The 17,637-nt window shown below is 59.7% G+C and carries 17 protein-coding genes; 7 read left to right on the forward strand and 10 right to left on the reverse strand.

Annotation, left to right across the window (positions count from 1 at the left end):
- Positions 1-58: 58 nt before the first annotated feature.
- Positions 59-1,462, forward strand: coding sequence for a UDP-N-acetylmuramate:L-alanyl-gamma-D-glutamyl-meso-diaminopimelate ligase (gene mpl / locus QEP12_RS03580; RefSeq protein ID WP_284213358.1), 1,404 nt, complete (start codon positions 59-61; stop codon positions 1,460-1,462).
- A 127-nt stretch (positions 1,463-1,589) separates the two neighbouring features.
- On the opposite strand, the gene QEP12_RS03585 is transcribed toward mpl, so the two are convergent.
- The 5 genes from QEP12_RS03585 to rodA form a co-directional block, all read right to left on the reverse strand.
- Positions 1,590-1,901 (reverse strand): hypothetical protein, encoded by a 312-nt coding sequence (locus QEP12_RS03585; RefSeq protein ID WP_174863636.1) that lies wholly within the window; start codon positions 1,899-1,901, stop codon positions 1,590-1,592.
- 217 nt (positions 1,902-2,118) lie between these two features.
- On the reverse strand, positions 2,119-3,273 hold the full coding sequence (locus QEP12_RS03590; RefSeq protein ID WP_219163920.1) for a 3-deoxy-7-phosphoheptulonate synthase: 1,155 nt from the start codon (positions 3,271-3,273) through the stop codon (positions 2,119-2,121).
- A 322-nt stretch (positions 3,274-3,595) separates the two neighbouring features.
- Entirely contained in the window at positions 3,596-5,056 is a 1,461-nt protein-coding gene (gene tldD / locus QEP12_RS03595) for a metalloprotease TldD (protein WP_284213359.1), read from the reverse strand.
- Positions 5,057-5,122: 66 nt separating this feature from the next.
- Positions 5,123-5,464: a YegP family protein gene (locus tag QEP12_RS03600; protein ID WP_219163918.1), complete on the reverse strand. Its 342-nt coding sequence runs from the start codon at positions 5,462-5,464 to the stop codon at positions 5,123-5,125.
- A 131-nt stretch (positions 5,465-5,595) separates the two neighbouring features.
- Positions 5,596-6,768 carry a rod shape-determining protein RodA gene (gene rodA, locus QEP12_RS03605; RefSeq protein WP_284213360.1) on the reverse strand — a complete coding sequence of 391 codons (1,173 nt, stop codon included), beginning with the start codon at positions 6,766-6,768 and terminating at the stop codon, positions 5,596-5,598.
- 83 nt (positions 6,769-6,851) lie between these two features.
- Between rodA and QEP12_RS03610 the strand changes: the two genes are divergently transcribed.
- The 6 genes from QEP12_RS03610 to ruvC all read left to right on the forward strand — a co-directional run bounded on the left by QEP12_RS03610 (position 6,852) and on the right by ruvC (position 12,890).
- Positions 6,852-7,436, forward strand: coding sequence for a YqiA/YcfP family alpha/beta fold hydrolase (locus tag QEP12_RS03610; RefSeq protein ID WP_284213361.1), 585 nt, complete (start codon positions 6,852-6,854; stop codon positions 7,434-7,436).
- A 199-nt stretch (positions 7,437-7,635) separates the two neighbouring features.
- A complete protein-coding gene (locus QEP12_RS03615; RefSeq protein ID WP_284213362.1) occupies positions 7,636-9,711 on the forward strand; it encodes a ribonuclease catalytic domain-containing protein in 2,076 nt (691 codons plus the stop codon).
- Positions 9,708-10,568, forward strand: coding sequence for an energy transducer TonB (locus QEP12_RS03620; RefSeq protein ID WP_284213363.1), 861 nt, complete (start codon positions 9,708-9,710; stop codon positions 10,566-10,568). Before QEP12_RS03615 ends, QEP12_RS03620 begins: the two co-directional genes overlap by 4 nt.
- 48 nt (positions 10,569-10,616) lie before the next feature.
- Positions 10,617-11,477, forward strand: coding sequence for a shikimate dehydrogenase (aroE, locus tag QEP12_RS03625; RefSeq protein ID WP_284213364.1), 861 nt, complete (start codon positions 10,617-10,619; stop codon positions 11,475-11,477).
- Positions 11,474-12,193, forward strand: coding sequence for a monofunctional biosynthetic peptidoglycan transglycosylase (gene mtgA / locus QEP12_RS03630; protein ID WP_284213365.1), 720 nt, complete (start codon positions 11,474-11,476; stop codon positions 12,191-12,193). The genes aroE and mtgA overlap by 4 nt, the downstream gene beginning before the upstream one ends.
- A gap of 139 nt (positions 12,194-12,332) precedes the next feature.
- Positions 12,333-12,890 carry a crossover junction endodeoxyribonuclease RuvC gene (ruvC, locus tag QEP12_RS03635; RefSeq protein WP_174863642.1) on the forward strand — a complete coding sequence of 186 codons (558 nt, stop codon included), beginning with the start codon at positions 12,333-12,335 and terminating at the stop codon, positions 12,888-12,890.
- Between the two features lie 203 nt (positions 12,891-13,093).
- Here ruvC and QEP12_RS03640 read toward each other — a convergent pair whose 3' ends face one another.
- The 5 genes from QEP12_RS03640 to ftsA form a co-directional block, all read right to left on the reverse strand.
- Positions 13,094-13,537, reverse strand: coding sequence for an RcnB family protein (locus tag QEP12_RS03640; protein ID WP_284213366.1), 444 nt, complete (start codon positions 13,535-13,537; stop codon positions 13,094-13,096).
- 173 nt (positions 13,538-13,710) lie between these two features.
- The gene (locus QEP12_RS03645; protein WP_174863646.1) at positions 13,711-13,893 is read right to left on the reverse strand and encodes a hypothetical protein; all 183 of its coding nucleotides are present in this window, start codon (positions 13,891-13,893) and stop codon (positions 13,711-13,713) included.
- Positions 13,894-13,938: 45 nt separating this feature from the next.
- On the reverse strand, positions 13,939-14,862 hold the full coding sequence (gene lpxC / locus QEP12_RS03650) for a UDP-3-O-acyl-N-acetylglucosamine deacetylase (RefSeq protein ID WP_284213367.1): 924 nt from the start codon (positions 14,860-14,862) through the stop codon (positions 13,939-13,941).
- 163 nt (positions 14,863-15,025) lie between these two features.
- Positions 15,026-16,285: a cell division protein FtsZ gene (ftsZ, locus tag QEP12_RS03655; protein WP_219163909.1), complete on the reverse strand. Its 1,260-nt coding sequence runs from the start codon at positions 16,283-16,285 to the stop codon at positions 15,026-15,028.
- Positions 16,286-16,406: 121 nt separating this feature from the next.
- Positions 16,407-17,636, reverse strand: a complete 1,230-nt coding sequence (gene ftsA / locus QEP12_RS03660) for a cell division protein FtsA (RefSeq protein WP_174863648.1) — start codon at positions 17,634-17,636, stop codon at positions 16,407-16,409.
- Position 17,637: the final 1 nt, after the last annotated feature.

Below are 17,637 nucleotides of genomic sequence, written 5' to 3' on the forward strand. Positions count from 1 at the left end.
CACATGCTCGCATCACCAAGCCATGCCAGCGCCAGCCACCGCCGTAGAATGCCCAGCCATGCATATTCATATCTTGGGCATTTGCGGCACGTTCATGGGCGGTGTCGCTGCGCTGGCACGCGAGGCGGGCCATACCGTGACCGGCTGCGATGCTGGCGTCTACCCCCCGATGAGCGACCAGTTGCGCGCCTTGGGCATTGAGCTGATCGAAGGCTTTGGCGTGGAGCAACTGGCGCTCAAGCCCGATATGTTTGTGATTGGCAACGTGGTCAGCCGCCAGCACCTGGAAGAAGGCAGCCCCAAGTTCCCCTTGATGGAAGCCATTTTGGACCAAGGCCTGCCCTACACCAGCGGCCCCCAGTGGCTGAGCGAGCATGTGCTGCAAGGCCGCCATGTGCTGGCCGTGGCCGGCACGCACGGCAAAACCACCACCACTTCCATGCTGGCGTGGATTCTGGAGTGCGCAGGTTTGACGCCCGGTTTCTTGGTGGGCGGTGTGCCCCTGGACTTTGGCGTCTCAGCGCGCCTGGGAGAAAAAGCCCCAGAGCAAGAGCGCCCGCTGTTTGTGATTGAGGCCGACGAGTACGACACCGCCTTTTTCGACAAACGCAGCAAGTTTGTGCACTACCGCCCACGCACGGCGGTGCTGAACAACCTGGAGTTCGATCACGCAGACATCTTCCCGGATCTGGCGGCGATTGAGCGCCAATTCCACCACCTGGTGCGCACCGTGCCCGCATCGGGGCGCGTGGTCATCAACGGTTTGGAAGAAGCCCTGACCCGCGTGCTGCACCAAGGCTGCTGGAGCGAGCAGCGCACATTCGGCGCCGCTGTAAGCGACTTCACCGCCCTGGGCGAACACCACGCTTTTGACGTGCTGCAGCAAGGCCGCAAGGTTGGCCGTGTGGAGTGGGAACTCAGTGGCGAGCACAACCAGCTCAATGCGTTGGCAGCGATTGCCGCGGCAGAACATGTGGGCGTTGCACCTGCTGTGGCTGCGCAGGCGCTGGGTAGCTTTCACAACGTCAAGCGCCGCATGGAGCTGCGCGGCACCGTCGTCGGCATTACCGTGTACGACGACTTCGCCCACCACCCCACCGCGATCCGCACCACGCTGGACGGACTGCGCCAGCGCGTAGGCCAGCAGCAGCGCATCCTGGCCGTCTTTGAGCCGCGCAGCAACACCATGAAACTGGGCACCATGAAAGCGCAACTGCCTTGGTCGCTCAAGGAAGCCGACCTGGCGTTTTGCCACACTGCCGGACTGGACTGGAACGCGGCCGAAGCCTTGGAAGCCTTGGGCGATGCAGCCTTCACCACGGACAACATCGACACTCTGGTTCGCCAAGTTTTGGCCCATGTCCGCCCCGGCGATCACATCGTGTGCATGAGCAACGGTGGCTTTGGCGGCATCCACGGCAAGCTGCTCACGGCGTTGCAAGACCAATTTGCCACCGCCTAAAGGCGCCCCCCCATACCCCCATAAAAAAGCCGACTGTATGCAGTCGGCTTTTTTGATAGCACGGCTGGCGTTGAAGGGCTGTCTACCACACCAACCCTTACCAGCCACTTTGCACGTGGTGACGCGTTCAGTAGCTCACCGTCATGGCGGCCACATCCACCTTGATCACGGGGCGCCCCAGCACCGCATGCGCTGCACGCGCATAGGTCTGAAACCATGCCTCATCAGACAAACGGCGTTCACCCGCTTCACGTGCCACCACCAGCACCTTATCGGCCAGCAATACCTTGCCGCTGGGGCGCAAAGGCTCGCACTCCAGCACGGTGAACTGCTCATCAAGCCACCGGCGTGCCTCTTCATTGCCCATGGGAGCGAGCCGATCGACCGCAGCGCGGAATTGCTGTTCAGTACTCAATTGCACAATGACTTCACTGATCATGTTGGGCCTTTCGGGATAGCAAGCAATGCAAGAAAAACATGGCTACAGCTTAGCGACAGGCAGCCCCCGCGTTAAGAGGTGATGTACCTGAATCACCACATAAATCAGTGAAAAAATAAGAGCTACTCATGCAATGCCCATAAGCCTTAGAGGCAAAAGTCACCCCAAAGACATTTGCTACCTGGGGGCGGGTCTTGCGACCCGCCCCAACCCAGGCTTATGCCACTGCTTCGGTCTGCAAGGCACCCGCCAGAGTGCGGCGTGCCTGCACTGCGCCCGACAGTTGTTCCAGCACATCCAGCGTGTCATTCCAGCCGATGCATGCATCGGTAATGCTCTGGCCGTAGTTCAAACCGCAGATGTCATCCTTGCCAGGCGTGAACTTTTGCGCGCCGGCTACCAAATGGCTCTCTAGCATCACGCCAAAGATGCGTTGTGAGCCCGACGCGATTTGCGCCGCAATATCAGCCACCACCTGCTTTTGGCGCTCATGCTGCTTCAGGCTATTGGCATGGCTGCAGTCCACCATCAAACTGGCTGGCAAGCCCGCCTTCTCCAAATCAGCGCATGCGGCTTCCACACTGGCTGCGTCGTAGTTGGGCGCTTTACCGCCACGCAAAATCACATGGCAATCAGGGTTGCCCGTGGTGTGCACGATGGCCACTTGACCGTTTTTGTGAACCGACAAGAAATGGTGCCCGTGGCTGGCCGACTGGATGGCGTCGGTCGCAATGCGGATATTGCCGTCTGTACCGTTCTTGAAGCCAATCGGTGCCGAGATGCCGGAAGCCAACTCGCGGTGAATCTGGCTTTCGGTGGTGCGCGCACCGATGGCACCCCAGCTGATCAAATCACCGATGTACTGGGGCGAGATCACATCCAAAAATTCGCTGGCAGCGGGCACGCCCAGGCGGTTGATGTCGATCAGCAACTGGCGCGCAATCCGCAGTCCTTCATCAATGCGGTAGCTGCCATCCAGGTAGGGATCGTTGATCAACCCCTTCCAGCCTACCGTGGTACGGGGCTTTTCGAAGTACACGCGCATCACCACTTCCAGCGTGTCTTTGTACTGCTCACGCACATCGGCCAGGCGGCGGGCGTAATCCAGCGCTGCTGCAGGGTCGTGGATGGAGCAAGGCCCCACAATCACCAGCAGGCGGTCATCACCACGGCCATGCATGACGTTGCGGATGGCACTGCGGGTTTGGGCAACCAGCGTTTCAACGGCTGTCGCATGGATGGGGAAAAAGCGGATGAGGTGTTCGGGAGGGGGCAGCACGGTGGTTTCCTGGATGCGTTCGTCGTCGGTATGTCCTGTTTTGTGGTTGACCGAGCTGCGATACCAAGCTTCGCCATAGTTGTGTGCTGTCATGTCTGCCTCTTTGTGAGTGTGAAATCGTTGGGTATAAAAAAAACCGCCGGGCTTTTCAGCTTCGGCGGTTTTTTGAAGAGGATTTGTTCGTGTGTGCGAGCTATTGCCTCTCATCCGCCATGGACCGAGAACCAAAAGTAAAAATAGAAAGCGCTACGAACTTGCATAGCGGATGACTTTAACACCGTACATCGTGCACCGCAACAAGGCACAAGAACCACAATTCAGGAATATTCCAAAATAACCCACAAAAAATGCTGATTCAAAAATATGAATCAGCATTTTTCAATTTGAAAGCAGAATTCCTGCAAAACAAATCAATTTAAGCAGTGCCACCGACCGTAAGCCCATCGATACGCATGGTGGGCTGGCCCACGCCCACAGGCACGCTCTGGCCTTCCTTGCCGCAAGTACCCACACCGCTGTCCAAACGCATGTCATTGCCAATCAGGCTGACTTTTTTCATGCACTCGGGGCCATTGCCGACCAAGGTAGCACCCTTGACGGGATATTGAATCTTGCCGTTTTCCACCCAGTACGCCTGGCTGGCCGAGAAGACAAACTTGCCGCTGGTGATATCCACCTGCCCGCCGCCAAAATTGGTTGCGTACAAGCCCTTCTTGATAGAGGCGATGATTTCCTGCGGGTCTTTATCGCCACCCAACATGTAGGTATTGGTCATGCGCGGCATGGGCAAGCTAGCATAGCTTTCACGGCGGCCATTGCCGGTGGGCTTCACGCCCATCAAACGTGCATTGAGCGCGTCTTGGATGTAGCCTTTCAAGATGCCATCTTCAATCAGCACATTGGCCTGGGTGGCACAACCTTCATCATCCACATTGAGCGAGCCACGACGATCTGGCAAGGTGCCGTCATCCAAGATGGTGACGCCCTTGGCCGCTACGCGCTCGCCAATGCGGCCGCTGAAAGCGCTGGAGCCCTTGCGGTTGAAGTCCCCTTCCAAGCCATGTCCGACGGCTTCGTGCAGCAGCACACCGGGCCAACCGGGGCCCAGTACCACGGTCATTTCACCTGCTGGGGCCGGGCGCGAATCCAGGTTGATCAAGGCTTGCTCCACGGCCTCGTTCACGTATTCATTGATTTGCGCATCGCTGAAATAGGCCAAGCCAAATCGGCCGCCACCACCAGACGAACCTACTTCACGGCGATCACCTTGCTCGGCAATCACGGTCACCGACAGGCGCACCAAGGGGCGCACGTCAGCCGCCAGCGTGCCATCGGCACGCGCCACCATCACCACGTCGTACTCACTGGCCAAACCAGCCATCACTTGCACGATGCGCGGGTCTTTGGCACGCGCCAGCGTTTCCACCTTGCCCAGCAACTCGACTTTTTCCGTGCTGTTGAGCGTTGCAATCGGGTCTACGCCGGGGTACAGCGTGCGCGAAGGCGCTATTGTGGTCTTGGGGATGCGCACCTTGCGTTGCTGCTGCGCACCGGAGATGGCACGCACCGCGCGGGCGGCATCCAGCAAAGAAGCCTCGGAAATATCGTCGGAATACGCGAAGGCGGTTTTCTCGCCACTGACGGCACGCACGCCCACACCCTGGTCAATGGAGAACGAGCCTGTCTTGACGATGCCTTCTTCCAAGCTCCAGCCTTCGGCACGGGTGTATTGGAAGTACAAGTCAGCATCGTCCACCTGGTTGGCGCGGATTTCCGCCAGCGCACGCGACAGGTGGGATTCATCCAAGCCAAAAGGCTCAAGCAGCAGTTGCCGGGCCGTGGCCAAGCGCTCGATGGTGGGTTCGCGAGAGATCATGGCAGCAATTGTAGGCACGCTGCCATGACCTCACCGCGCACTGGCTTGAGTGATAGCTGGATTTATTTAGCTGGCAGCGCTTTGGTCGTCCAGCACGGCGTCTGCTGCGTTTTTCATCACCGAAGCAACGCCGTTGTCGCGTGCGGCCGCCGAAGAATACATTTCGCTGTGACCAACGATGTGGCCATTGCCCGCTTTGAGGGTGAAGTAAGGCGAGCCGTCTTTGGCAACAAGCTTGTCAAAGTTGGTTTCGACCACGCCGTTCTTGCGTACCGACGCAACCCCATCCAAAGCATTCTGCACAGCGTCATACATTTCGCTGGTCAGAATAGGCTGCCCATTGGATGCCTGCAGATTGAAAAAGAATTTGCCGTTTTTGGCTTTTTTGAGCACGTACTTAGCTGCCATCACACACTCCTTGAAAAATGAGGGGCAGACACAGCATTAGCGCTGAGGATTAGCACTGGCACTGTGCCTACCCCCATTGTTCAGCGGATGTGCATCCAAAAACAACGCGTATTTATGGCTATCACCAATATTTACAAAGTATGTTTGGGCTCGGCGAGCGACTGCCGCTGCGAGCGCGCCACTGACATCAACACGCCCAGCGCCAGCCCCAGCGTCACCATGGCGGTGCCGCCATAGCTGATGAACGGCAAGGGCACGCCGACCACCGGCAAGATACCGCTGACCATGCCCATATTCACGAAGGCGTAGGTAAAGAAAATCATGGCCACCGCGCAGGCCATCAAGCGGCCAAACAAGGTTTGCGATTTGGCGGCAATGGCCAGGCCACGCCACACCAGCAGCAAGAATCCAACGATCAGAGCGAGATTGCCCAGCAGCCCAAACTCTTCGGAATAGGCGGCAAAGATAAAGTCGGTGGTGCGCTCAGGAATGAACTCCAGGTGGGTTTGCGTGCCGGCCATAAAGCCCTTGCCCCATACACCGCCCGACCCAATCGCAATCATCCCCTGAATGATGTGAAAGCCACGACCCAAGGGATCACGCATGGGGTCCAGCAGCGTGCAGACCCGGGTGCGCTGGTAGTCGTGCAACAAGTACCAGCTTTGCCCATCCACGCACAGCCAGGGCTCGTTCCAGATCAGCCAGGTAATGCCCACCACGGCCAGCACCACCGGAGGCACCACCAGCTTCCAGGGCAGGCCGGCAAAAAAGATTACCGACAACCCCGCCGCCAGCACCAGCAGTGAGGTGCCCAAATCCGGCTGCTTCATGATCAGCGCCACGGGCAAGGCCAGCAGCACAAAGGCGATCACAAAATCCATCGCGCGCAACGCACCTTCACGGCGGTGAAACCACCAGGCCAGTATCAGCGGCGCCGCAATTTTCAAGATCTCCGAAGGCTGGATGACCACCCCCACATTCACCCAGCGCGTTGCCCCTTTTTTGGTAATGCCAAACAGCAACACCGCCACCAGCAGCGCCACGCCCAGGGCATACAAAGGCACGGCCACCATCATGAATTTTTGCGGCGGAATCTGCGCCACCACAAACAAAATGGCGGCGGCCAGCAGCATGTTGCGTCCGTGATCGACAAAACGTGTGCCGTGGTCATATCCTGCGGAATACATGGCCAGCAGCCCAATCCCCGCCAGCCAGGCAATGACGAGCAGCAAAATAGGATCAAAGCCGCGAAACATCGGCAAGATACGTTGAAGAATGTTGGGCTTATCAAATTCTGCGGGCATAGCGCGCAATTATCTGCTGAGCGCTGTGTCTGCCGAATGCGGCCCATCTCCTGCCCCCGAAGTTTGTGAGGAACCCCACCACCATGCCCACCACCCACTTGTTGTATTTGCACGGCTTTCGCTCATCGCCACAATCCAACAAGGCCCGCACCATGGCGCACTACGTGCAGACCCAGCACCCCAACGTGACATGGTGGTGCCCCCAACTGCCGCCCTCCCCCAAAGCCGCCATGGAGATGGTGATGGACACCGTGCAAGCCTGGCCCAGCGCGCACATGGCGGTGGTGGGTTCATCGCTGGGCGGCTACTACGCCACGTGGGTGGCCCAGCACAAGCAATGCAAAGCCGTGTTGCTCAACCCCGCCGTGTTCCCCGACCAAACGCTGGAGCAATACATTGGCGAGCAAACCAGCTGGCACAACCCCGAGGAAGCATTTTTCTTTCGGCCTGAATACATCCAAGAGCTGCGCGACTTAAGGGCCACATCCGATGTCGCCCCAGCGCCGCAGCTGGGCATTTTTGCCAAAGGCGATGAATTGCTGGACTGGCGCCAGATGGTGGCGCGCTACCCGGAGGCCGAGCACGTGATTTTGGAAGGCAGCGACCACGCCCTCAGTGATTTTGAAACCCATATTTCGCGCGTGCTGGATTTTTTGGATTTGGCTTGAGCTGCGCACCACCCCCCAACCAGCACTCAAAAACAAGAGCTGCTAGCGCTTGATATTTCTAGATTTCAAGCACTTTATATGTTCAAACTCTTATTGAACCTGCGCTAGCAGCTACATCTTTTAAACACCCCACCCTGTGCTGCGCGCTGGAGGCAAACACCTCCGGGGGAAATACGCGGCATGGGACAATCACCCCCCTATGCACGCATTGTTTGAAGATGCCGGTAAATTTTTGGCCGGCCGTATCCTGTCTGAGGCCGATGCCTCCTCCCAAATCGAGCTGGCCTCTGGCAAGCGCGTCAAGGTCAAGGCCGCCCACATCCTGCTCAAGTTTGACAAGCCCGAACCCGCAGAACTGATTGCCAAGGCCGAAGCGATTGCCGCCAGCATTGAACTGGACCTGGCCTGGGAGTTCGCGCCCGACGAAGAATTTGGCTTTGCCGACATTGCGCGCGACTATTTCTCCGAGTCCGCCCCGCTGAGCGAGCAGGCCGGCATGCTGTTTGCGCTGTACGGCGCCCCCCACTATTTCCGCCGCGCAGGCAAGGGCCGCTTCAAAAAAGCGCCGGCCGAAATCCTGCAGCAGGCCCTGGTGGCGATTGAGAAGAAAAAGCAGCTGCAGGCGCAGATTGACGCCTGGGCGCAAGAGTTGGTCGCGGGCGTTACGCCCCAGGCCATCCGCGACGAGCTGTACAAAATCCTGTTCAAACCCGACAAGAACGCACCCGAATACAAGGCCGTGGTCGAAGCCAGCCGCAGCGCCCAAAAAGCGCCGCTGGAGCTGCTGCAAGCCGCCGGCGCCATCGACTCGGCCTACCAGTTCCACTGGAAGCGTTTCCTGTTTGAGAACTTCCCCAAGGGCACACGCTTCCCGGACGTGACTGCACCCCAGCCACCGGACGATTTGCCGCTGGCCGATGTGCAGGCCTACTCCATCGACGACTCCATGACCACGGAAATCGACGATGCGCTGTCCGTGCAGGGCCTGGGCACCGGCACCGTCACCGTGGGCATTCACATTGCCGCCCCCGGCCTGGCGATCACGCCCGGCTCTGAGCTGGACAAGCTGGGCCGCGCCCGCCTGTCCACCGTCTACATGCCCGGCTACAAAATCACCATGCTGCCCGACGAGGTGGTGCAGATTTATACGCTGGACGAAGGCCGTGCCAACCCCGCCGTGTCGCTGTACGTGACCTATGACGAGGCCACGCTGGAAGTCAAAAACAAGGTCACCAAACTAGAGCGCGTGCCCGTGGCCGTGAACTTCCGCCACGACAAGCTGGACCACATCGTCACCGAAGAATGGCTGCACACCCCTTCGCTGCACGTAGAAGGCACACCCCCGGAGCTGCAAGAGCGCCGCAGCGAGCTGATGTTTTTGCACCGCCTGGCGCAGCAACTCAAGGCCGACCGCGAGCAAGTACGCGGCAAGCCCGAGAACTTCTCGCGCCCGGACTACACCTTCCGCCTGGAAGGCAATGACGGTGAAGAGCCGCAAGGCAACGAGATCGTCAGCATCACCACGCGCAAGCGCGGCGCGCCGCTGGATTTGATCGTGGCCGAAGCCGCCATCGTGGCCAACAGCACCTGGGGTGGCTGGCTGGCCGAGCTGGGCGTGCCCGGCATCTACCGCAGCCAGGCCAGCATGGCACCCGGCGTGAAGGTGCGCATGTCCACCAAGGCCTTGCCCCACGCGGGCATGGGCGTCAAGAGCTATTCGTGGGCCACCTCGCCCCTGCGCCGTTATGTGGACTTGGTGAACCAATGGCAAATCATTGCCTGCGCACGCCACGGTGCTACCGCTGCGCTGGCCGCGCCCTTCAAGCCCAAGGATGCGGAGCTGTTTGGCATCATCAGCAGCTTTGACGGCGCCTACAGCGCCTACAACGGCTACCAGCAGGGCATGGAGCGTTTCTGGACGCTGAAGTACCTGGAGCAAAACGCCATCACCGAGCTGGACGGCGCCGTCATCAAAGACAACGGCCCCAACGGCGTGCTGGTGCGGGCCGACACGCTGCCGCTGGTCATCAGCGTCGCGGGCACCGCCGTGCCGCGTGGCGCCCGCGTGCGGGTGAAACTGGGTGATATTGATGAAATCACGTTGGATATTCACGGCACCGTGACCGAGCGGCTGGACGATCCCGACGATGCCAGCGATGATGCTCCGCTTGACGATGCAGCAGACGACGAGGAGGAAGGCGTAGCCGGCCCCATCGCGATTGCGGTAGATGTCAACGAAGCCGATAGCACCAGCGCTGATAATTCCAACCCGTGAAACTTCCTGCCGCGTTCCGCTCCATGTCCACCCTCACCCTCACCTTGGGGGTGTCGATTGCCATTCACGCCGTTTTGCTGACCGTGCGCTTTGTTGCGCCCGAGCAGTTCAATCGCGTCTTCCAAGACACGCCGCTGGAGGTGATCTTGGTGAATGCACACACGCAGGAGCGACCGGAAAAAGCGCAGGCCATTGCCCAGGCGGCCTTGGCCGGCGGCGGCGATGCCGCCCAGGGCCGCGCCACCAGCCCACTGCCCTATTCGGCCCTCACCGCCATTGGCGATGATTTTGAAGAGCGGCAAAAAAAGCTGGATGCGCTGCAAGAGCAGCAAGCCGTCATGCTGACGCAGCTGCGCAAGCAAATCTCCACCATGCCGCAGTTTGATCCGCGCGAGCAATCGGCCCAGCAAGACCGCGAGCAGCAAGAGCAAAAGCGCAAGCAGCTCATCAAGCTGCTGGCCGAGATTGAAAAGCGCATCAACGAAGAAAACGCCCGCCCCAAAAAGCGCTACATCAGCCCCGCCACGCGCGAAGAGGTGTATGCCGTCTACTACGACGGCCTGCGCCGCAAGGTGGAAGACAAGGGCACGGAGAACTTTCCGGAGTACAAAGGCCAAAAGCTCTATGGCGAGCTGGTCATGGTGCTGACCGTGAACCACGACGGCCGCGTGCTGGAGACCGAAATCGTGCAAGGCTCTGGCAACCGCCAGCTCGACACCCGCGCCCAGGCGATTGCGCGCGCGGCAGGGCCTTTCGGCCATTTTGGCCCGGCCATGCGTGCCAAGGCCGACCAGATTGCCGTGGTTTCGCGCTTTAACTTCACCCGTGAGCAGACGCTGGAGACCAACGTCCGCTAAGGCTTTCACCGCCCCACGCCGCAGCCTGCGGCGTTTTGCTTTTACGACATGCCAAGTACCGCCACCGATTTGTACTGCGTCATGGGCAACCCCGTGGCCCACAGCCGCTCCCCGTGGATCCACGCCCGCTTTGCGCAGCTGACGCAGCAGCCGCTGGTCTACCAGCGCCGTCTGGTGCCGCTGGACGGTTTTGCCGCAGACCTGCAGCAGTTGCTGCAGTCTGGTGGCAAAGGCTGCAACATCACCGTGCCTTTCAAGCTGGATGCCGCCCAGGCGGCGCACAGCCGCAGCCCGCGCGTGGCCTTGGCTGGTGCCGCCAACACCCTGGTGATCGGCGCAGATGGCCACATCCATGCGGACAACACCGACGGCCTGGGGCTGGTGGCTGATATCACCCGCAACGCAGGGGTAGCGATTGCTGGTAAAGCCATTTTGCTGGTGGGCGCCGGGGGCGCCGCTGCTGGCGTGCTGGGCCCGCTGCTGGAGCAGCAGCCGCGCCAAGTGGTGGTGTGCAACCGCACCTTCCACAAGGCTCAGGCCTTGGTGGATGCGCATGCCACCCTCGCCCAATCACAAAAAGTAGAGCTGCTAGCGCAAGAGCAGCAAGGCTTGAGTGGCAGTTTTGACATCATCATCAACGGCACTGCCGCCAGCTTGCAAGGCGCTGGCATTCCGGTGCCAGCCAGCGTCTTGCGCCCCGGCTCTCTGGCCTACGACATGATGTACGGCCAAGCCGCGCAGCCTTTTTTGGACTGGGCCCAGCAGCATGGCGCGGTCGGCCGTGATGGCTTGGGCATGCTGGTGGAGCAGGCTGCGGAATCGTTTGCGCTGTGGAGTGGCGTGCGCCCGCCCTCGCAGCAAGTGCTGCAGGAGCTGCGCGCCGTGCTGGCCCAAGAAGCGCTGGCATGAAAGCCCTGGAGCGCTGGCTGCTGTTGGTGCTGTGCGCGGCTTTGGCGCTGCAGCTGTTTTTTGTGCTGCGCATTGCGCTGGCTGCGTGGTGGGACCCGCAATCGACCAGCTTGCAACGCTCTGAGATGTGGCGCATCTGGCAGCAAAGCGGCCTGCAGCGCACGTGGCAGCAGCAATGGGTGGATTACGCCCAGATCTCCCCCCACCTCAAGCGCGCCGTACTGACGGCCGAGGACGATGGCTTTGTGGAGCACGACGGCGTGCAGTGGGAAGCCATTGAACGCGCCTGGGAGCGCAACCAGAAAGCCCAGGAAAAAGCCCAGGCCCACCCCAACGCCAAGCCGCCCAAAATTTACGGGGGCTCCACCATCACCCAGCAACTGGCCAAAAACCTGCTGCTGTCGGGTGAGCGCAGCTTTTTGCGCAAGGGGCAAGAGCTGCTGCTGGCACGTACGCTGGAAGCGTTTTTGAGCAAGCAGCGGATTTTGGAGATTTACCTCAACAACGTGGAATGGGGCGAAGGCATTTTTGGTGCGCAAGCCGCAGCGCGCCACTACTTTCGCAAAAATGCCGCACAGCTCACCCCCACCGAGGCGGCACGCCTGGCCGTGATGCTGCCACGCCCGCGTTACTACGAGGTCAACCCCCAATCACGCTATCTACAATCGCGCACCCAGGCGATCGTGCGGCGCATGGCGGCAACCCCATTGCCATGACCTGGCGGCGCCCCCTTGCCGCGCTCCACGCCAAGCGGCGTATCATGGCCTGCCCACCTTGGGCTTGAGGCGTAGTGATGACCAGCCTTATTGCCCCCTAACGCTTATACAGACTGCGCAAGCAGCTCCTTTTTTCTTCATGCGAATTCTTGGTATCGACCCTGGCTTGCAGACCACTGGCTTTGGCATCATTGAGCGCGATGGCCAGCAGCTGCGCTATGTGGCCAGCGGCACCATTTGCACCACGCGCACCGAAGGGGTGGCGCTGGGTAATCTGCCGGCGCGCTTGAAGATTTTGTACGAGGGCATCAGCGAAGTCGTTGCGCGCTACGAGCCGCAGGTCGCAGCGGTGGAAATCGTGTTTGTGAACGTGAACCCGCAGTCCACCCTGCTGCTGGGGCAAGCGCGTGGCGCAGCGCTGACGGCTTTGGTCACCAAGGATTTGCCGGTGGCTGAATACACGGCGCTGCAGATGAAAAAAGCCATCACCGGCCATGGCCGTGCCGCCAAGTCGCAAATCCAGGAAATGGTCAAACGCATGCTCAGCCTGCCGGGCCTGCCGGGCACCGACGCGGCCGATGCCCTGGGCCTGGCCATCACGCATGCGCACGCGGGCTCCATCCTGAGCAAGCTGGCAGCAGAATCCACGCTGCAACGCAGGCAGCACGCCATGCTCAAAGGCGGGCGGGTATATTGAGCAAGTTGCCACGACACGGGCACATGCACGCACAGACGCATACGCCGACCAACAAAAAACGCCTCTTGCGAGGCGTTTTTTTACGGCAGCACAGAAGGCCCTGTACGCTTTCATTTTGTGAGCTTGTAGCGCTTGATATTTATAGATTTCAGATATAAAACCATCTGAAACCATGAATTGACAAGCGCTAGCAGCTCTGCTTTTTAACGCACGCCGTTGATGATGAGCTGCGTAATCACGCCGGAAGCGATGGCCACCAGCATGTAGTCGCCGCCATACTGCACCCAGTGGTAGCCACGCGGCGGCTGGTGCAAACGGTGACCGCGCCAGTTATGTACCACATAGCGGGGCGCGCGGTACTGCGGCGGCAAATAAGAGCCCCGCACCCAGTTATGCCGCGGGCCAGCGCCGCGGTAATGGTGCACGGCGGGCGGTGGTGGCCGGTGGCCGTAATACCCATGCGGCTGCGGGCGTGGACGCGGGCCATGCTGCCAGCCAGAGTGAGGGCCATGCTGCGGGCCTTGCGCATGCGGTGGTAGCCCATGGTGGCGCGGCCCGCCATGAGGCTGTGCTTGCGCCACAGCGCTAGCACCCAAGGTCAGGGCAGTCACCATGGCGATGGAAGAAGTGAGGCGTTGTAGTCGCATAGCGGCATCCTTTCTAAGAAACCCAGCAGCAATTTCTGCAGCTGATGGCCGTCATGATGCGAGATAAAAACGGCCCAACCACCCGAAAGCGCCCGGCTTTACCGTACTTTGCGCAAGCACGCCGCGCACTTTGCACCAGCTTTACAGATGCAATAACTTGCAGTGCGAACGGGCTAAATCATCAAAAAGCGCGACAGCCCCAGAACCGCAAAAAACGCCAGCCCGGCAATCACTGCCCACTTCAAGATCAGAAAACCCCAGTATTTGTAGTGGGGCATGCCTGTACCCAGAAAGAAGACAAAGCACAGTGCCGAGGCAATCAGCAAAATAAAAAGCAGCCAGCGAAAAATCAGCATGGCTGCTTTATACCGTGATTCAGGCCGGGCAAGACCTGCTGCCAATCACCAAGCGAGTGCCGTCTGTGCAAAGCCTGCGGGAGCTTTGCGCTCATTTTCAAAAGTGACAAATTCCCAGTTGGCATCCTCAGCCAGCACGGCACGAATCAACTGGTTGTTCATGCCGTGACCGGAGCGAAAAGCACTGTAGGCGCCCAAGATCGGGTGACCGATGACGTACAGGTCGCCAATCGCATCCAGAATTTTGTGCTTCACAAACTCATCGTCGTAGCGCAGGCCGTCGCTGTTGAGCACCTTGTAGTCATCCATGACGATGGCGTTGTCCAGGCCACCGCCCAGCGCCAAGCCATTGGTGCGCAGCATCTCCACGTCTTTGGTAAAGCCAAAGGTGCGGGCGCGGGCAATATCGCGCATGTAGTTGCCCTCGCCCATGTCGAACTCAAACGACTGCCCGGTGGAGTCCACCGCAGGGTGCGAGAAGTCAATATCAAACTTCAACTTAAAGCCGTGGTAGGGGTCAAAGCGCGCCCATTTGAGGCTCTTGCCTTCGCCTTCACGCACTTCCACGGGCTGCTTGATGCGGATAAATTTCTTGGCAGCGTTTTGCAGCTCAATGCCAGCACTTTGCAGCAAGAACACGAAGGAGGAAGAAGATCCGTCCAAAATCGGCACTTCTTCGGCCGTGATATCTACGTACAAGTTATCAATACCCAAGCCGTACAGGGCTGACATCAGGTGCTCGATGGTGTGCACCTTGGCATTGCCCACACCAATGGTGGACGCCATGCGCGTATCCACAATCGCTTGGGCATGGATGGGCATATCCACAGGCTCTGGCAAGTCCACGCGACGAAACACAATGCCCGTATCAGGCTGCGCAGGGCGCAGTGTCATCTCGACACGTTGGCCGCTGTGCAGGCCCATGCCGACGGCACGGGTGATGGTCTTGATGGTACGTTGCTGAAGCATGGCGTGATTTTACTGGTGAGGGGCTGTTTGCTGCCCTTAGAAGGTCTTGGAAATATTTATAACGCCGATTGCCAGAGACCGTTGACCCCTGTTTTGTGCCGGGCACTCGCACATAAAAAAACCGGGCCTCTAGGCCCGGTTTTTAGGTGGATTTGCTCAGCGCTTAATCGGCTTGCTTGCGCAGGAATGCGGGGATTTCCAGATCATCCATGCCGCCCGAAGACAGGGCATCCACGCGCGCAGCCGCTTGCGTGCGGTTGGTGCGCCACACGCTGGGCACGCTCACATCGCCATAGCCACCGCCCATGCCACCCGTGGCTGCACCCATGGTGGGCGCAACACCTGCAGCGCCCATGGTCACACCACCCATTGCATTCGTGGGCGAGCCTGCATAGGCGAAGTCGCCATCGGTACCGGTACGCAAACCACCTTGCACCACCGACATGGCCTGGCGTCGTGCCGCGGGGCGCGACAAGCCGGTTGCCACAACGGTCACGCGGATGTCATCACCCAGCGAGTCATCGTAAGCCGCACCATAAATCACGTGCGCTTCAGGCGAAGCGTAGGCATTGATGGTGGACATGGCCAGGCGCGATTCGGCCAGCTTGAGGCTGCCCTTGGCGGCCGTCACCAGCACCAGCACACCCTTGGCACCCGACAAGTCAATGCCTTCCAGCAAGGGGCAGGCCACGGCTTGCTCCGCAGCAATGCGGGCACGGTCAGGACCGGAAGCGCGGGCTGTCCCCATCATGGCCTTGCCAGGCTCACCCATCACAGTGCGCACGTCTTCGAAGTCGACGTTCACGTGGCCGTATTCGTTGATGATTTCAGCGATACCGCCCACGGCGTTTTTCAGCACATCGTTGGCTTGCGCGAAAGCTTCTTCCTGGGTGATGTCATCGCCCAGCACTTCCAGCAGCTTTTCGTTGAGCACCACGATCAGCGAATCCACATTCGCCTCCAACTCGGCCAGGCCCCCGTCAGCATTGGTCATGCGGCGGCCACCTTCCCATTCGAAAGGCTTGGTCACCACACCCACGGTCAAAATGCCCATGTCCTTGGCCACGCGCGCAATCACGGGCGCAGCGCCCGTGCCTGTGCCACCGCCCATGCCGGCGGTGATAAACAACATGTGTGCGCCTTCAATGGCCGCGCGAATGTCGTCCACGGCAGCTTCTGCAGCTTCACGCCCCTTGTCAGGCTTGCTACCAGCGCCCAAACCACTTTGACCCAGTTGAATCGTGCGGTGTGCATTGCTGCGAATCAGCGCCTGTGCATCCGTGTTAGCGCTGACAAACTCAACGCCTTGAACGTTGCAGGCAATCATGTGTTCGACGGCGTTGCTGCCGCCGCCGCCGACACCGATCACCTTGATCTGTGTGCCCTGATTGAATGTTTCGGCTTCGATCATTTCGATGGTCATGTTGGTGCTCCTGGAAATTTTTTAACTGGGTTCGCTATAGCTGTATGGGGGGCTTCTCTTCGGCGTCGGTATCGAAAATCGGTGGGAGGACCCGTGATGCGCATGCGTCGAGAGCACATAGTTAGAAGTTTCCCACAATGAAGTCTTTAAATCGACCAAAAGCAGTCTTCACAGACCCACTCTTTTGTGCCACCTTGAAACCGCGCAACCTTCCTTGTCGCGCTTCTTCTAACAAGCCCATGACTGTGGCGGAACGGGGCTGAGCCACCATATCGGCCAATGCACTGGAATACTTGGGAACGCCACGGCGCACGGGCTTGAGGAAAATGTCTTCCCCCAATTCCACCATGCCCGGCATCACAGCACTGCCACCGGTGAGCACGATGCCCGAAGAGAGCACCTCTTCGTAGCCCGACTCACGAATGACTTGCTGCACCAACGAGAAAATTTCTTCCACGCGGGGCTCAATCACGCCCGCCAGCGCCTGCTTGCTGATCATGCGAGGGCCGCGATCGCCCAAGCCAGGCACTTCCACCTGGCTATCGGGATCGGCAAGCATCTGCTTGGCATAGCCGCTTTCCACCTTGATGTCTTCGGCATCTTTGGTGGGGGTGCGCAGTGCCATGGCGATGTCGCTGGTGATCAGGTCGCCGGCGATCGGAATCACGGCGGTATGGCGGATCGCACCACCGGTGAAGATGGCGACGTCGGTAGTGCCGGCGCCGATGTCGACCAAGGCCACGCCCAGGTCACGCTCATCGTCGGTCAGCACAGCCTGGCTGGCTGCCAGCGGGTTCAGCAACAATTGCTCCACTTCCAAGCCGCAGCGGCGTACGCATTTGATGATGTTCTCCGCTGCACTTTGTGCGCCGGTCACGATGTGCACCTTGGCTTCCAAGCGAATCCCGCTCATGCCCACGGGTTCACGCACATCCTGGCCATCAATCACAAACTCTTGCGGCTCCACCAACAGCAGTCGCTGGTCCGAAGAAATGCTCACGGCCTTGGCCGTTTCAATCACGCGCGCCACATCGGTGGGTGTGACTTCCTTGTCCTTGATCGCCACCATGCCGCTTTGGTTCAAGCCACGAATGTGGCTGCCGGTGATACCGGTATAGACACGCTGGATCTTGCAATCCGCCATCAGCTCGGCTTCTTTCAGCGCTTGCTGAATGCTTTGCACGGTGGCTTCAATATTGACCACCACGCCGCGCTTGAGGCCATTGCTCGGCGCCACGCCAAGACCTGCCAGCTTGAGCTCGCCGCTGGGCATGACTTCGGCGACCACGGCCATGACCTTGGCAGTGCCAATGTCCAAACCGACGACGACGTCTTTGTACTCTCTTGCCATA

This window comes from Comamonas jiangduensis (genome assembly GCF_030162955.1).
GTDB classification, from domain to species: domain Bacteria; phylum Pseudomonadota; class Gammaproteobacteria; order Burkholderiales; family Burkholderiaceae_C; genus Comamonas; species Comamonas jiangduensis.

Excerpts from the sequence above, each read along its gene's own strand:
- mpl (WP_284213358.1), top strand. The coding sequence starts at position 59 with ATGCATATTCATATCTTGGGCATTTGCGGCACGTTCATGGGCGGTGTC.
- QEP12_RS03585 (WP_174863636.1), bottom strand. The coding sequence starts at position 1,901 with ATGATCAGTGAAGTCATTGTGCAATTGAGTACTGAACAGCAATTCCGC.
- QEP12_RS03590 (WP_219163920.1), bottom strand. The coding sequence starts at position 3,273 with ATGACAGCACACAACTATGGCGAAGCTTGGTATCGCAGCTCGGTCAAC.
- tldD (WP_284213359.1), bottom strand. The coding sequence starts at position 5,056 with ATGATCTCTCGCGAACCCACCATCGAGCGCTTGGCCACGGCCCGGCAA.
- QEP12_RS03600 (WP_219163918.1), bottom strand. The coding sequence starts at position 5,464 with ATGGCAGCTAAGTACGTGCTCAAAAAAGCCAAAAACGGCAAATTCTTT.
- rodA (WP_284213360.1), bottom strand. The coding sequence starts at position 6,768 with ATGCCCGCAGAATTTGATAAGCCCAACATTCTTCAACGTATCTTGCCG.
- QEP12_RS03610 (WP_284213361.1), top strand. The coding sequence starts at position 6,852 with ATGCCCACCACCCACTTGTTGTATTTGCACGGCTTTCGCTCATCGCCA.
- QEP12_RS03615 (WP_284213362.1), top strand. The coding sequence starts at position 7,636 with ATGCACGCATTGTTTGAAGATGCCGGTAAATTTTTGGCCGGCCGTATC.
- aroE (WP_284213364.1), top strand. The coding sequence starts at position 10,617 with ATGCCAAGTACCGCCACCGATTTGTACTGCGTCATGGGCAACCCCGTG.
- mtgA (WP_284213365.1), top strand. The coding sequence starts at position 11,474 with ATGAAAGCCCTGGAGCGCTGGCTGCTGTTGGTGCTGTGCGCGGCTTTG.
- ruvC (WP_174863642.1), top strand. The coding sequence starts at position 12,333 with ATGCGAATTCTTGGTATCGACCCTGGCTTGCAGACCACTGGCTTTGGC.
- QEP12_RS03640 (WP_284213366.1), bottom strand. The coding sequence starts at position 13,537 with ATGCGACTACAACGCCTCACTTCTTCCATCGCCATGGTGACTGCCCTG.
- QEP12_RS03645 (WP_174863646.1), bottom strand. The coding sequence starts at position 13,893 with ATGCTGATTTTTCGCTGGCTGCTTTTTATTTTGCTGATTGCCTCGGCA.
- lpxC (WP_284213367.1), bottom strand. The coding sequence starts at position 14,862 with ATGCTTCAGCAACGTACCATCAAGACCATCACCCGTGCCGTCGGCATG.
- ftsZ (WP_219163909.1), bottom strand. The coding sequence starts at position 16,285 with ATGACCATCGAAATGATCGAAGCCGAAACATTCAATCAGGGCACACAG.
- ftsA (WP_174863648.1), bottom strand. The coding sequence starts at position 17,636 with ATGGCAAGAGAGTACAAAGACGTCGTCGTCGGTTTGGACATTGGCACT.